The sequence below is a fragment of the Streptomyces sp. NPDC048182 genome, assembly GCF_043202555.1.
Classification (GTDB): domain Bacteria; phylum Actinomycetota; class Actinomycetes; order Streptomycetales; family Streptomycetaceae; genus Streptomyces.
This window is the reverse complement of the sequence record NZ_JBIDAQ010000009.1, coordinates 169,936-183,885: the sequence shown is the minus strand read 5'-3', so window position 1 is coordinate 183,885 and position 13,950 is coordinate 169,936. Positions and strand designations below refer to the sequence as shown.

Below are 13,950 nucleotides of genomic sequence, written 5' to 3'. Positions count from 1 at the left end.
TCGCGCAGTTCCCCGCGCCCCTAGGGCATGCAGTCCCGCCTGCGCCGTAGCTGCGGCACTCCTTCCGCCCCAGCTGCGGTCAGTCGTGCCGCACCCGCCCACCCACCCGCGCCGCTGCGGGCAGTCGTGCCGCACCCGCCCACCCCGCCCGCGTAGCTGCGGGCAGTCGTGCCGCTGGGGCGGCACGGGTGGGCGCAGCGGCACCCCGTTGCGCCGGGCTGCGCCACGCCCCCCCCCACGTGCCGGGTTGCGCATTGATCGGGGGTGCGGGTGCGTCGTGGCTGGTCGCGCAGTTCCCCGCGCCCCTAGGGCATGCAGTCACGCCAGTGCCATGCCCCCCGGAACGCCCTAGTCGGACACGCGCAGGGCCGCCCTGGACTCCACCTCGGCGGCCCTACCCCGCTCCCCACCCGGCGTCAGCGCCAGATACACCACGCCACCGACCAGCCCGGACAGCAGGAAGCTGCAATCCACACCCCCGGTCAGGGACAGCAGCGGGCCCGAGTACGACGGCAGCGACACCGCCAGCAGCCCCGTCACCGCGCCGGCCGCCCACGCCACCGCCGCCGGCACGTTCCAGCCACCCCGGTACCAGTACACCCCGCCCCGCGCCCGCCGGTTGAACACCTGGAGGGCGTCCGCGTCGTACACCCCCCGACACCGCACGAACCCGATCAGCGTGATCACCGCCCACGGCGTCCCGATCGCCGTCAGCAGCAGCACGAAGGACGTCATCGCGGACTGGGCCTCCCAGGCAAAGTGCCCCGCGAAGACGCACGCCGTGGCGACGACCGCGACCGTCACCGTGGCCCGCGCCCGCGAGGCACGGGGCAGGATCGCGTCCAGGTCGAGGCCCATCGAGTACAGCATCAGCCCGGCGTTCCCCACCGACCCCGCCGACGCCGCGAGCAGCAGCGGCACCAGGTACCAGCCCGGCGAGGCAGCCACCAGCGGCCCGGCATAGTCGAGCGCCCCCCGCGCCGCGTACGCCGTGAACGTGCCGAAGAGCTGCGGCACCAGCAGCCCGAGCAGCAGCCCCAGCCAGGTCGCGTGCAGCACCCGGCGCGAGGCGAAGCGGGCGGGGGAGATGTAGCGGGTGTAGTCGCCGAGGAGGGTGATGAAGGCGATGGGCCCGGACAGCCCCGCAGCCACGGCCGCCAGCAGCCAGGTCGGCCAGAAGCCGCCCAGCAGATACCCGCCCGCTGAGGGCAGCGCGGCGGTGGTGAAGTCGGGGGCGTAGGCGATCACCCCGAGGACCAGCAGCGCCGTCATCCCGAAGGCCAGCACCCGGGACATCGCGAGCAGCACCCGGTACCCGTAGACCGCGCCGGCCACCGTCGCCGCCGCCAGCAGCCCGTAGACCACCCCGTACGCCACCCCGTCCTGCGGCAGCCCGATCAGCCGCCCCAGCGCCCCGACCATCACGTCCCCGCCGATCCACACGGTCAGCGCGGTGTACCCGAGGGCCAGCAGCAGCCCGACCACCGAGCCGACCAGGCGGCCGCGCACCCCGAACTGGGCGCCTGACGAGGTGGACAGGTTGGTCGCGGTGCGCAGCGAGATCAGCGCCAGCGGGGCGGTGAACAGGGTGCCGATCACCGTGCCGGCGAGGACCGCGCTGACCGAGCCCCACCAGTCGAGGCCGAAGGACGGCGGCAGCCAGCCGAAGACGATCACCCCCAGGCAGAGGTTGGACCCCAGCAGGATCGACACCAGGTCCCGGGGCCCGCTGGTGCGCTCGGCCTCCGGGATGGTGTCGACTCCGCGCTGTTCGATCGGCATGGCTGGTCTCCTTCGACGGCCGCCTGGGACTGAGGACCAAAGCTTTAGAGCGACGTTCAATGTGACGCGCGACGTCTCATCCGTCAATCTTTCCCTGCATGCGGATGTCTGTTTAGAGTGGTGTTCTAATTATCGGATGGCAAGGAGGTGCCGCGACGTGAGACTGACCCCCACGGAACGTGACCGGCTGCTGCTCTTCGGAGCCGCGGAACTGGCCCGCGCCCGCCGCTCCCGGGGCCTCAGGCTGAACGTCCCCGAGGCCACGGCGCTCATCGCGGACACCGTCTGCGAGGCCGCCCGGGACGGCGCGCGCCTCGCGGAGGCCATCGAGCGGGCCCGCTCGGTGCTCGGCCCGGACGACGTGCTGCCCGGCGTCGCGGACGTGGTCACCGAGGTGCACGTGGAAGCGGTCTTCGACGACGGCTCCCGGCTCGCGGTCGTCTCCGACCCGATCGCGGGCGGCGCCCTCGGCGAGGCGGCACCCGGCGCCCTACTGCCAGGCCCCGACCACGCCGAGCCGGAGGCCGCGGTGCGGCTGCCGGTCACCAACACCGCCACCGTGCCGGTCTCCGTCACCTCCCACTTCCACTTCTTCGAGGCCAACCCGCGCCTCGACTTCGACCGCGAACGCGCCTACGGCATGCGCCTGGCCGTCCCCGCCGGCTCCTCCGTGCGCTTCGGCCCCGGCGAGAGCGCCGAGGTCGGCCTGGTGCCCATCGGCGGCCTGCGCGTCGCCATCGGCTTCGCCGGCCTGGTCGATGGCCCGCTGGACGTCCCGGGCGCCAAGGAGGAGGCCCTGCGCCGGGCCGCCGCCTGCGGCTACCTGGGCACCGACCCGAAGGCCCCGAAAGACACCCCCACGGCCCCCACGGAAGGAGGCGACCGATGAGCCGCTCCAAGGGACGCGAGATCAGCGAGTCGATCCACGTCGACCCGCACGCCTACGCCGCCACCCACGGCCCCCGCGCCGGCGACCGGGTCCGCCTCGGCGACTCGGGGCTCACCATCCGCGTCGAGTCCGACTCCCAGCTCTACGGCGAGGAGTTCCTGGCCGGCTTCGGCAAGACCGCCCGCGACGGGCTGCACCTCAAGGCCGCCGCCGTGCGCGAGACCTGCGACGTCGTGATCAGCAACGTCGTCGTGATCGACGCCGTGCAGGGCATCCGCAAGGTGTCCATCGGCATCCGCGAGGGCCGCATCCACGCCGTCGGCCGGGCCGGCAACCCCGACACCCTGGACGGCGTGGACGTCGTCGTCGGCACCGGCACGTCCATCGTGTCCGGCGAGGGCCTCATCGCCACCGCCGGGGCCGTGGACACCCACGTCCACCTGCTCTCCCCGCGCATCATGGAGGCGTCCCTCGCCTCCGGCGTCACCACCATCATCGGCCAGGAGTTCGGCCCGGTCTGGGGCGTCGGCGTCAACTCGCCCTGGGCGCTGCGCCACGCCTTCAACGCCTTCGACGCCTGGCCGGTCAACATCGGCTTCCTCGGCCGGGGTTCGTCCTCGCACGACGCCCCCCTCATCGAGGCCCTCGCCGAGGGCGGCGCCAGCGGCTTCAAGGTCCATGAGGACATGGGCGCCCACACCCGCGCCCTCGACACCGCCCTGCGCGTCGCCGAGGAGCACGACGTCCAGGTCGCCCTGCACAGCGACGGCCTCAACGAGTGCCTCTCCGTGGAGGACACCCTCCGTGTCCTGGAGGGCCGCACCATCCACGCCTTCCACATCGAGGGCTGCGGCGGCGGACACGTCCCCAACGTGCTGAAGATGGCCGGCGTCCCCAACGTCATCGGCTCCTCCACCAACCCCACCCTGCCCTTCGGCCGGGACGCGGTCGCCGAGCACTACGGCATGATCGTCTCCGTCCACGACCTGAAGACCGACCTGCCCGGCGACGCCGCCATGGCCCGCGACCGCATCCGCGCCGGCACGATGGGCGCCGAGGACGTGTTGCACGACCTGGGCGCCATCGGCATCACCTCCTCCGACGCCCAGGGCATGGGCCGGGCCGGCGAGACGGTGCGCCGCACCTTCGCGATGGCCGGCAAGATGAAGGGCGAGCTGGGCCCCCTGGCGGGCGACGGCGCCGGCGACGACAACGCCCGCGTCCTGCGCTACATGGCCAAGCTGACCATCAACCCGGCCATCGCCCACGGCCTCTCCCACGAGGTCGGCTCGATCGAGGCCGGCAAGCTCGCCGACATCGTGCTGTGGCGCCCGGAGTACTTCGGCGCCAAGCCGCAGCTCGTCCTCAAGTCCGGCTTCCCGGCGTACGGCGTGGTCGGCGACCCGAACGCGGCCACCGACACCTGCGAACCCCTCGTGCTGGGCCCGCAGTTCGGGGCGTACGGCGCGACGGCCGCCGACATCTCCGTCGCCTTCGTCGCCCAGGCCGCGCTCGACCAGGGCAACGACACCATGCCCACCCGGCGCCGCCGCGTCGCCGTGCGCGGCACCCGGGGCATCGGCCCGGCCGACCTGCGGCTCAACGCCCGCGTCGGCGCGGTCGACGTCGACCAGCGCACCGGCCTGGTCACCCTCGACGGCGACCCGCTGCGCTCGGAACCGGCCGACTCGGTCTCGCTGAACCGCCTCTACTTCCTGTGACCCCCGCCGAACCACTCGCTAGGACCGACATGACCACTCCCGCCGCCGACGGCTTCCGCATGCCCCCCGAGTGGGCCCCGCACGAGCGCACCTGGATGGCCTGGCCCGGCCCCAACCCGACCTTCGACGACCCCGAGGACCTCGCCGCCTCCCGCATCGCCTGGGCGGCCGTCGCCCGCGCGGTGCGCCGGTTCGAGCCGGTGACCGTGGTGTGCGGGCCGGGCCAGGCGGCCGAGGCGCGCGCCCTGCTCGGCGAGGGCGTCGAGACCGTCGAGCGCGAGCTGGACGACGCCTGGATGCGGGACATCGGCCCGACCTTCCTCACCGACGGCCGGGGCGGCCTCGCCGCCGTCGACTGGACGTTCAACGGCTGGGGCGCCCAGAGCTGGGCCCGCTGGGACCACGACGCGAAGATCGGCGCGTACGTCGCCGACCTGGCCGGCGCCCTGACCTACACCTCGGCGCTGGTCAACGAGGGCGGCGGCATCCACGTCGACGGCGAGGGCACGGTGCTGCTCACCGAGACCGTGCAGCTCGGCCCCGAGCGCAACCCGGGCTGGACCAAGGAGCGCGTCGAGGCCGAGGTGCACGCCCACCTCGGCACCTCCAAGGCGATCTGGCTGCCCCGCGGCCTGACCTCGGACTACCCGCCCTACGGCTTCGGCACCCTCGGCCACGTCGACATCGTCGCCGCCTTCGCCGCGCCCGGCGTGGTCGTCGCCCACCACCAGCCCGACCCGGCCCACCCCGACCACGAGGTCACCAAGGAGGCCATCGGCATCCTGCGCGCCGCCACCGACGCGCACGGGCGCCCCCTCGAGGTCGTGGAGGTCCCCGCCCCGACCGTCCTGGAGGCGGACGGCCACTGGGCCGACTACTCCTACATCAACCACTACCTCTGCAACGGCGGCGTCGTGCTCTGCGGCTTCGACGACCCGCGCGACGAGGTCGCGGCCGGCATCTTCCGCCGCCTGCATCCGGGCCGGACGGTGACCCTGGTGGACGCGCGTACGATCTTCGCGGGTGGCGGCGGCATCCACTGCATCACCCAGCAGCAGCCGAAGATCTAGCACGACCAACGAGGAGCGGGAGCGAACGACGATGGCCGGTGGTGGTGGAGGACGCAGACCGGCCCCGCCGCGCGAGGACGTGCTCGCCACCGCCATGGAGATGATCGCCGAACGCGGTCTGGAGCAGCTCACCATGGCGGCGCTCGGCCGCGAGGTCGGCATGAGCAGCGGCCACCTCCTCTACTACTTCGGCAGCAAGGACGAACTCCTGCTCCGCACCCTGGAGTGGAGCGAGGGCCGCCTCGGCGTCGAGCGCGGCCGGCTGCTCGCCCGCGCGGGCACCTGCCGCGCCCGCCTCGACGCCTACGTCGACCTCTACGTCCCCGAACGCCCCGGCGACCCGCACTGGACGCTGTGGCTGGAGGTCTGGAACCGCTCGCAGAACGCCGACGACACCGGACGCGACCGCCAGGTGGCCATCGAGAGCGCCTGGCACCGCGACCTGGTCGCGCTGCTCGCCGAGGGCGTCTCACGCGGGGAGTTCCGCCGGGTCGACCCGGACCGGTTCGGCGCCAAGCTGCGCGCCCTGCTCGACGGCTTCGCCATCCACGTGGCCATCGGCCTGCGCGGCACCGACCGCGAGCAGATCCTCGGCCACGTCGGGGAGTTCCTCACCGAGGGTCTGTACGCGCGGGACTGAGCGTCACCGGCTCGCATTCTGAGACGCACCCTCCGCGGCCGTTGGTCTGTGCCAGACTGCTGGCGTGCTCTCGCTCGCCATGATTATCGGCAGCAGGCGCGCCGGTCCGCAGTGACCGCCACGTACGACCAGGTACGGGCGGACACCGTCGTCCTCGACCCGCGCGCAGACCTCTCGCACCCGCGAGGGGTTTTTCGCTTTTCCGGCCCACCCCCAGCCGGGAAGGGAGCGCACGGGATCATAGACGGACGGTGGAGCCGGTCATTCCGGTTAGACCGAGATCCCCAACAGGAGCTGTGAAGATCATGACCGCACCCAGTGAGCCCACCGAACCGGACGACTCCTTCCACGTCTTCGACACCACCCTGCGCGACGGCGCGCAGCGCGAGGGCATCAACCTCACCGTCGCGGACAAGCTGACCATCGCGCGGCACCTGGACGACTTCGGGGTGGGCTTCATCGAGGGCGGCTGGCCCGGCGCCAACCCCCGGGACACCGAGTTCTTCGCCCGCGCCCGGCAGGAGATCGACTTCCGGCACGCCAAGCTCGTCGCCTTCGGCGCCACCCGCCGCGCCGGGGCCACCGCCGCCGAGGACCACCAGGTCAGGGCGCTCCTGGAGTCCGGCGCCGAGGTCATCACCCTGGTCGCCAAGTCCCACGACCGGCACGTCGAGCTGGCCCTGCGCACCACCCTGGACGAGAACCTCGCCATGGTCCGCGACACGGTCGAGCACCTGCGCGCCCAGGGCCGCCGGGTCTTCGTGGACTGCGAGCACTTCTTCGACGGCTACCGCGCCAACCCGGAGTACGCCAAGGCCGTCGTCCGCACCGCCGCCGAGGCCGGCGCCGACGTCGTGATCCTCTGCGACACCAACGGGGGCATGCTCCCCGCCCAGATCCACGCCGTCGTCGCCACCGTGCTCGCCGACACCGGCGCCCGGCTCGGCATCCACGCCCAGGACGACACCGGCTGCGCGGTCGCCAACACCCTCGCCGCCGTCGACGCGGGCGCCACCCACGTGCAGTGCACCGCCAACGGCTACGGCGAGCGGGTCGGCAACGCCAACCTCTTCCCGGTGGTCGCCGCCCTGGAGCTGAAGTACGGCAAGCAGGTGCTCCCCGAGGGCAAACTGCGCGAGACGACCCGCATCTCGCACGCCATCGCCGAGGTCGTCAACCTCACCCCCTCCACCCACCAGCCCTACGTCGGCGTCTCCGCCTTCGCGCACAAGGCCGGGCTGCACGCCTCCGCGATCAAGGTCGACCCGGACCTGTACCAGCACATCGACCCCGAGCTGGTCGGCAACACCATGCGGATGCTCGTCTCCGACATGGCCGGGCGCGCCTCCATCGAGCTGAAGGGCAAGGAGCTGGGCATCGACCTCGGCGACGACCGCGAGCTGGTCGGCCGGGTCGTCGCGCGGGTCAAGGAGCGCGAGCTCGAGGGCTACACCTACGAGGCGGCCGACGCCTCCTTCGAACTGCTGCTGCGCGCCGAGGCCGAGGGCCGCCCGCTGAAGTACTTCGAGGTCGAGTCCTGGCGCGCGATCGTGGAGGACCGCCCCGACGGCACCCACGCCAACGAGGCCACGGTGAAGCTGTGGGCCAAGGGCGAGCGCATCGTCGCCACCGCCGAGGGCAACGGCCCGGTCAACGCCCTGGACCGGGCGCTGCGCGTCGGGCTCGGCACGATCTACCCGCCGCTCGCCGGCTTCGAGCTGGTCGACTACAAGGTGCGCATCCTGGAGGGCAAGCACGGCACCCAGTCCACGACCCGCGTCCTGATCTCCACCACCGACGGGACGGGGGAGTGGTCGACGGTGGGCGTCGCGGAGAACGTCATCGCGGCCTCCTGGCAGGCCCTGGAGGACGCGTACACCTACGGCCTGCTGCGCGCGGGGGTCGCCCCGGCCGCCTGATGCCTGCTTTAGGGGCTTTCGGGTACCTTCGAACATATGAAGGGCCACGCGCTCGTCCTCATCCGCCTCCTGCTCGTGCCGGTCGTCGCCGCACTGGCGGTCCTGACGACCGGCGTGCCGGGCGCCCAGGCGGCCACCGACGTGTCGACCATCGGCCGGGCCCTGCGCGAGAGCCCGGTCTACGTCGACCCGGCCGCCACGGACATCCTGTCCAAGGCGGACGCGGACGCGCTCGCCGACAAGATCAAGGACGCGGACAAGCCGGTCTTCGTGGCGGTCCTGCCGGCCGACCAGCCGACGGCGAACCTCTTCAACCAACTCCGCACGTCCACCGGCATCACCGGCCTGTACGGCGTCCGCCTCGGCGACCGCTTCGACGCGCGGGCCGACAGCGTGGTGCTGAGCAGGCAGGGCGTGGGCAACCTGGTCGGGACGGTGCAGGGCGCGGGCGACCCCAAGGCCCAGCTCAACGACTTCGTGGACGACGCCCTGCGCAGCGTGCGCGGCTCGGCGCCGTCCTCCTGGGGCTCCGACGGGGGATCCGGTGTCTCCACCGGCGCCCTGATCACGGCCGGCGCGGTGGTGGTCGCCGGGGGCGCCGGGGTCTACGCGGTGAGCCGCCGCAGCCGGCGCCGCCGCGAGGAGGAGCAGCGGGCGGCCCTGGAGCGGCTGCGCGTGGTGGTGGACGAGGACATCACGGCCTTCGGCGAGGAGCTGGACCGCCTCGACTTCCACCCCGCCGAGCCGGGCGCCGACGACGCGATGCGCGCCGACTACGAGCGCGCCCTGGACGCCTACGACCAGGCGAAGCGCTTCATGGCCGACGCCCGCCGCCCCGAGGACGTGCGCGGCGTCACCGAGGCCCTGGAGGACGGCCGCTTCTCCCTCGCCCAGCTGGCAGCCCGCCGCGAGGGCCGTCCGCTCCCGGAGCGGCGCCCGCCCTGCTTCTTCGACCCCCGGCACGGCCCCTCGGTCGCCGACGCGTCCTGGACGCCCCCGGGCGGCGCCGCCCGCGAGGTGCCCGTCTGCGCCGCCGACCAGACCCGGCTCGCCGACGGCCTCGACCCCGCGGTCCGCGAGGTCGACACCGACCAGGGCCGCCGCCCGTACTGGGACGCGGGCCCGGCCTACGGCCCCTGGGCGGGCGGCTACTTCGGCGGCGGCATCCTGCCCGGCCTGCTCCTCGGCACGATGCTGGGCGGCATGATGTCCGGCCCCGCCTACGGCGCCTCCTACGGCTCCGGCTACGGCGACTTCGGAGGCTTCGACGGCGGCGACGTCTCCGGCGGCAACTTCGACCCCGGGGACTTCGGGGGCGGGTTCGGGGGAGGCGACTTCGGGGGTGGCGGCGGGGGAGGGGACTTCGGGGGCGGGTTCTAGACCTCGCCGAGGAAGCGGCGCCAGGTGGAGGGGGCCACGGTGAGGACCGGGCCGATGGGGGCGGCCTTGGAGTCACGGATGTGGATGGCGGCGGGGTGGGTGGAGACCTCTACGCAGTTGCCGCCCTCGGAGCTGCTGTAGCTGGACTTGCGCCAGTCGTAGGTGACTTCGAGGCAGTCGCCTCCCTCGCTGCCGCTGTAGCTGGACTTGAACCACGCGGTCGTCATGTCTCTCCTAGCAGTTCGTGCAAGAGGCGGACGCTCTCGGCGGGCGGGAGCGCCTGTGACCGCAGCATTCCATACTTGTGGTGATAGACGCTGACCTCTTCAGGATCATCTTCCAGGAAACTCGCCCTCTGCACTTCCAGGTAGACCAGCCGTTCGTGTTCGGGGGTTTCCAGCAGGACCACGGGACCATCCAGGCATGCGTGTGGGGTCCGCTCCATGGGCATGACCTGGAAGCTCATATTCGTCGGCTCGGTGTACTCCAGGATGCGCCGGAACTGCTCGCGCATCACCTCGAGGCTGCCCACCTGCCGCCGCAGGATGCTCTCTTCGAGGACGAAGTGCCCGACGGGCGGTCGCTCACGCTGCCAGATCAACTGCCGTTCCATGCGGGCGTCCACCCACTGCTCGGCCGTCTCGTCGCCCATCGCCGGATACCGGTAGTCGAATACGGCGCGGCAGTAGTCCCTGGTCTGGAGCAGTCCCGGCACCGCAAGACTCTGGTACGCCAGGATTCCGACTGCCTCCTGCTCGTGATCCACCAGCCCCTGCGCGAACTGCACGATCCGCTCCCGCACGGGCAGGCGGGTGACGAAGGCCGACAACGCCCCGCCCGTGTTCAGCAGCTCGTCGAACTGCTCGGCCCGGTCCGGCTGGAGGGGCATCCTGCCCTGCTCGATGGAGCGAATGGTGTCGACGTGGAGGTGGGCCAGCTCGGCGAACTGCTCCTGGGTCAGCCGGGCCCGCTTGCGGTAGAAGGCGACTAACGCCCCCACCGCCTGCCACGTACCGAGCTTCCGGTTCTTGGGTGTTGAGTTCATGCGCGTTGCCTACCCGTGTGTGGGGGCGAAGGGGTCGTAGTGAGGTCGTAGTAATGAGAACTACGACCTCACTCACAGGCCCAGGGTAGTGACGCACGGTGACACTCGTCTCATGAACGCAGAACTCTTCTACCTCCGTGAACGCAAGTCGGTACGCCAGGCCCGGACGTTCGTCGGGAAGACCCTGGACGCCTGGTCCCTGACCGAGCGGCGCGACGACGTACTGCTCTGTGTGAGCGAGCTGGCGACGAACGCGCTGCTGCACGGCGTCCCCCCGGGCCGGGGCTACCTCGTCCGCCTCGCCCTGCACGCAGACGGCGTCCTGCGGATGGAGGTGCACGACAGCGGCCCGGGCGAACTGCGGACGCCGGAGCCGTCGGAGGACGACGAGGGCGGCCGGGGCCTCCTGCTGGTCGCCGCCCTGTCGGACAAGTGGGGGGTGGGGGAGCGCAACCCCGGCAAGATCGTGTGGTGCGAGTTCGCGCCGCCGCCCCGATGAGTCACGGGCAGCCGGGCGGTCTATCCCTAAGACGAAGGGAGCACACCATGCGCAAGATCATCGTCTGTACGTTCCTGACCCTGGACGGCGTCATGCAGGCGCCCGGCAATCCGGAAGAGGACCCGGAGAGCAGCTTCACGCACGGCGGCTGGCAGAAGCCGGTGTCCGACGACGAGGCGGGCGCGGCCATCGCCGGCTGGTACGAGACCTCCGACGCGATGCTGCTCGGCCGCAAGACGTACGAGATCTTCGCCTCGTACTGGCCGACCGCCGATCCGGGGAACCCGTTCACCGACCGGATGAACAGCATGCACAAGTACGTGGCGTCCCGGACCCTGACCTCGGTCGACTGGCAGAACTCCACGTTGCTGGAGGGCGACGCGGTCGAGGCCGTACGGGAGCTGAAGGCGGCCGAGGGCGGCGACATCCAGGTGGTGGGCAGCGGCGACCTCGCCCAGACCCTGATGCGGCACGACCTCGTGGACGAGTACCGCCTGACCATCCACCCGGTCATCATCGGCACCGGCAAGCACCTGTTCGCCGACGGCGCGATCCCCACCGCCCTGGACCCGGTCAGCATCGAGACGACGAAGAGCGGCACGACCGTCGCCGTCTACCGCACGACCGGCAAGCCCACCTACGACAGCTACTAGGCGATCATGGCGAGCTGACCTCCCCCCTCCCTCGTGCAAGCCTGGCTGCACGGTATCGCCGCCGATCCGTCAGCCGCCCGACGGTGCGCGGCTCTGGAGGCGGTGGGCGACGCGGAGCACGGCCGGTGCCGCGAGCCAGCACAGGGAGGCACCGGTGCTGGTGGTCAGGAAGGAGACGGGGACGGACACCGCGAACACCGCGGCCAGGCAGAGGCTGCGCACCCGGTTCTGGGCGAACACCCGGGGTGGTTCCTCGGTGCGGTACAGAAGCGCGTGCTGGATCTCCCGGATGATCAGCGCGAACGACGCCGAGGCCAGGACCTGCACGATCGCGTACAGGCTGAACCGGGGCGCGAAGGCGCCCTCCGCGGTGATCACTCGGGTCGCGAACGGCATCAGGACCTGCATGAACAGCCATGCCAGGGTGAGGCCGGTCAGTCGGGTGCTCAGCGAGCGGACGTAGCGGAAGACCTCGTGGTGGGCCCGCCAGTGGGCGGCGATCACCACGAAGCTGATCGCGAAGGCCAGGTACTCCCTGCCGTGGTGTGCCACCGACCTCAGCATGGCGTCGGTGGTCTCCCCCGAGGGGACGGGGAGGTCGAGCGCCAGCAGGGTGAGCGCGATCGGGATCGCCGCGTCGACGAAGGCGGTGAGCCGGTCGGCGGCGACCGCCCGTACTTCTGCGGGCTCGGCTTCGGTCACGTCGTCGGGCGTGCGGCTGGTACGGATCACCATCATGGGGAACGGCTCCCGCGGGTTCAGGCGGCGACGGCCTCGGCGGGCCTGGGCGTGGCCGCCAGGCGCCGGGACCGCACGGCGAGGATGATCATGACGGCCGGGATCAGGATGTCGGTGGCGAGGACTCCGCCGGTGTTGCCGGGGGCGTGGTCGCCGTTCGCGAACCACTGGTAGAGGTGGCCGGCGACGGCCCCCCACAGGAACATCGCGCCGCCGACCCCGATGGTGACGCGCTCGCGTGCGGAGGCCGAGGCGGCCCGGAAGCCGAGGAGGGCCATCCCGAGGTTGGCGAAGGCGATCTCGAACATGAAGGGCGTGCGCTCGAAGCCGATCGCCGTGGCCATGGTGTCCGGGGCGCCGAGAAACGCGACCGTCATCCACAGGCTGCCGCAGCCGAAGGCGCCGATCGCCCACCAGCGCTGCCAGGTCTCCAGCGCCTCCTGGGGAGACCTGGCGTGACGGGTCCGCAGGTAGGCCCCGGCGGCCGGGACGGCTATCCAGACCAGGGGGAACGCGGACTGAGCGACGTACGAGAGATTGTCCATGCAGTGAGTCTTGCATGGTTAACATTAACCAGTCAACAGTCAGGTACAGTGGAGCCGTGGACGAAGGACTCGCAGACGTGCTGCACCGCGTGGTCATGCTGCTGGGCGAGGCGGCCCGGCGGCGTACGGGGAATCCCGGCGGCCTGACCTACAGCCAGATACGGCTCCTGGGCACGCTGGAGGAGGTCGAGCCGGCCACGCAGCATCGCCTCGCCCAGGCGCTGTCGGTGTCCGACCCGGCGGTCAGCCGGGCGCTGCGGCCCCTCGAATCGGACGGGCTCGTGCGGATCACCGTGGACCCCGGCCACGCCCGGCGGCGGCTGGTCCGGCTCACCGAGGCCGGCCGGGAGGCGTTCCACGCCATGGGGAAGCCGCTCGACGACGAGTTCCGTGCCGCGCTCGTCGCGGCCGGCTTCCCCTACGAGCGCTACCTCGCGGACACGCAGCGGCTGGCCGAGCTGCTCACGGGCGACACGGGCGACACGGGCGACTGAGCGCGCGGCCCGCCCGGGAGACCGCGAGCGCACTCCGCCCGGCTGCGAGTCCCCTGCGGATGGGCCGGTCGTGGGGTACGGGACCTTGGTCCCGTGTGGAGTGATCGCGAGCGGATATGTGTATGTCGCAGCCCCGGGGGAGCCCCCGTAGGGCCCTCCACCGCATCACCTACAACAAAGGACGCACACCGTGGGCATCATCGCCTGGATTCTCATCGGCCTCATCGCGGGCGCCATCGCCAAGGCGCTCATGCCGGGCAAGGACCCGGGCGGCTGCCTCGTCACGATGCTCATCGGCATCGTCGGTGGTCTGCTCGGCGGCTGGCTCGGCAAGGTGATCTTCGGCGTTCACTCCATCAACGGCTTCTTCCACCTCTCGACGTGGATCGCCGCGATCGTCGGCTCGGTGATCGTTCTCCTGCTGTACCGCGTCATCACCGGCCGACGTTCGCACTGACCGCGCTCAGCATCGGCACCCCGCCCGTCGGCGGCTCCCGCGCGCTGAGGTCGCGGGAGCCGCCGACTTCTGGTTCCCTACCGGCGTCGCCGGGATCTGACGACGAGCAGGACAGTCA

General features: G+C 72.0%; 15 protein-coding genes. 10 read left to right on the top strand and 5 right to left on the bottom strand.

The window, feature by feature from the left end; all coding sequences use genetic code 11:
• Positions 1–348 precede the first annotated feature (348 nt).
• Entirely contained in the window at positions 349–1,782 is a 1,434-nt protein-coding gene (locus ACGFZL_RS19565; RefSeq protein ID WP_393693194.1) for a cytosine permease, read from the bottom strand.
• A 157-nt stretch (positions 1,783–1,939) separates the two neighbouring features.
• Here ACGFZL_RS19565 and ureA point away from each other — a divergent pair, with 157 nt between their 5' ends.
• The 6 genes from ureA (at position 1,940) to ACGFZL_RS19535 (ending at position 9,401) form a co-directional block, all read left to right on the top strand.
• On the top strand, positions 1,940–2,671 hold the full coding sequence (gene ureA / locus ACGFZL_RS19560; RefSeq protein WP_355176290.1) for an urease subunit gamma: 732 nt from the start codon (positions 1,940–1,942) through the stop codon (positions 2,669–2,671).
• The gene (locus ACGFZL_RS19555; RefSeq protein WP_393693192.1) at positions 2,668–4,392 is read left to right on the top strand and encodes an urease subunit alpha; all 1,725 of its coding nucleotides are present in this window, start codon (positions 2,668–2,670) and stop codon (positions 4,390–4,392) included. Before ureA ends, ACGFZL_RS19555 begins: the two co-directional genes overlap by 4 nt.
• Before the next feature lie 29 nt (positions 4,393–4,421).
• Complete coding sequence (locus ACGFZL_RS19550) at positions 4,422–5,462, top strand: agmatine/peptidylarginine deiminase (RefSeq protein ID WP_393693190.1); 1,041 nt, start codon at positions 4,422–4,424, stop codon at positions 5,460–5,462.
• Positions 5,463–5,493: 31 nt separating this feature from the next.
• Positions 5,494–6,102, top strand: a complete 609-nt coding sequence (locus ACGFZL_RS19545) for a TetR/AcrR family transcriptional regulator (RefSeq protein WP_393693188.1) — start codon at positions 5,494–5,496, stop codon at positions 6,100–6,102.
• Positions 6,103–6,407: 305 nt separating this feature from the next.
• Positions 6,408–8,021, top strand: a complete 1,614-nt coding sequence (gene cimA / locus ACGFZL_RS19540; protein WP_393693186.1) for a citramalate synthase — start codon at positions 6,408–6,410, stop codon at positions 8,019–8,021.
• A gap of 36 nt (positions 8,022–8,057) precedes the next feature.
• Complete coding sequence (locus tag ACGFZL_RS19535) at positions 8,058–9,401, top strand: hypothetical protein (RefSeq protein WP_393693184.1); 1,344 nt, start codon at positions 8,058–8,060, stop codon at positions 9,399–9,401.
• Here the strand turns inward: ACGFZL_RS19535 and ACGFZL_RS19530 are convergent.
• Both ACGFZL_RS19530 and ACGFZL_RS19525 read right to left on the bottom strand, forming a co-directional pair.
• Complete coding sequence (locus ACGFZL_RS19530; RefSeq protein WP_393693182.1) at positions 9,398–9,628, bottom strand: DUF397 domain-containing protein; 231 nt, start codon at positions 9,626–9,628, stop codon at positions 9,398–9,400. The genes ACGFZL_RS19535 and ACGFZL_RS19530 overlap by 4 nt on opposite strands.
• The gene (locus tag ACGFZL_RS19525; protein WP_393693180.1) at positions 9,625–10,446 is read right to left on the bottom strand and encodes a Scr1 family TA system antitoxin-like transcriptional regulator; all 822 of its coding nucleotides are present in this window, start codon (positions 10,444–10,446) and stop codon (positions 9,625–9,627) included. The genes ACGFZL_RS19530 and ACGFZL_RS19525 overlap by 4 nt, the downstream gene beginning before the upstream one ends.
• A 112-nt stretch (positions 10,447–10,558) precedes the next feature.
• Between ACGFZL_RS19525 and ACGFZL_RS19520 the strand changes: the two genes are divergently transcribed.
• A complete protein-coding gene (locus ACGFZL_RS19520; protein ID WP_393693178.1) occupies positions 10,559–10,945 on the top strand; it encodes an ATP-binding protein in 387 nt (128 codons plus the stop codon).
• Between the two features lie 47 nt (positions 10,946–10,992).
• Complete coding sequence (locus ACGFZL_RS19515; RefSeq protein WP_393693176.1) at positions 10,993–11,598, top strand: dihydrofolate reductase family protein; 606 nt, start codon at positions 10,993–10,995, stop codon at positions 11,596–11,598.
• A 69-nt stretch (positions 11,599–11,667) separates the two neighbouring features.
• Here the strand turns inward: ACGFZL_RS19515 and ACGFZL_RS19510 are convergent, their stop codons facing one another.
• Positions 11,668–12,336: a TMEM175 family protein gene (locus ACGFZL_RS19510; protein ID WP_393693174.1), complete on the bottom strand. Its 669-nt coding sequence runs from the start codon at positions 12,334–12,336 to the stop codon at positions 11,668–11,670.
• A gap of 20 nt (positions 12,337–12,356) precedes the next feature.
• Positions 12,357–12,881 (bottom strand): DUF6790 family protein, encoded by a 525-nt coding sequence (locus tag ACGFZL_RS19505; protein WP_393693172.1) that lies wholly within the window; start codon positions 12,879–12,881, stop codon positions 12,357–12,359.
• 56 nt (positions 12,882–12,937) lie between these two features.
• On the opposite strand from ACGFZL_RS19505, the gene ACGFZL_RS19500 reads away from it, so the two are divergent.
• Positions 12,938–13,375 carry a MarR family winged helix-turn-helix transcriptional regulator gene (locus ACGFZL_RS19500; protein WP_393693170.1) on the top strand — a complete coding sequence of 146 codons (438 nt, stop codon included), beginning with the start codon at positions 12,938–12,940 and terminating at the stop codon, positions 13,373–13,375.
• Between the two features lie 190 nt (positions 13,376–13,565).
• Positions 13,566–13,832 (top strand): GlsB/YeaQ/YmgE family stress response membrane protein, encoded by a 267-nt coding sequence (locus tag ACGFZL_RS19495; RefSeq protein ID WP_355176301.1) that lies wholly within the window; start codon positions 13,566–13,568, stop codon positions 13,830–13,832.
• The last annotated feature ends 118 nt before the right edge of the window (positions 13,833–13,950 follow it).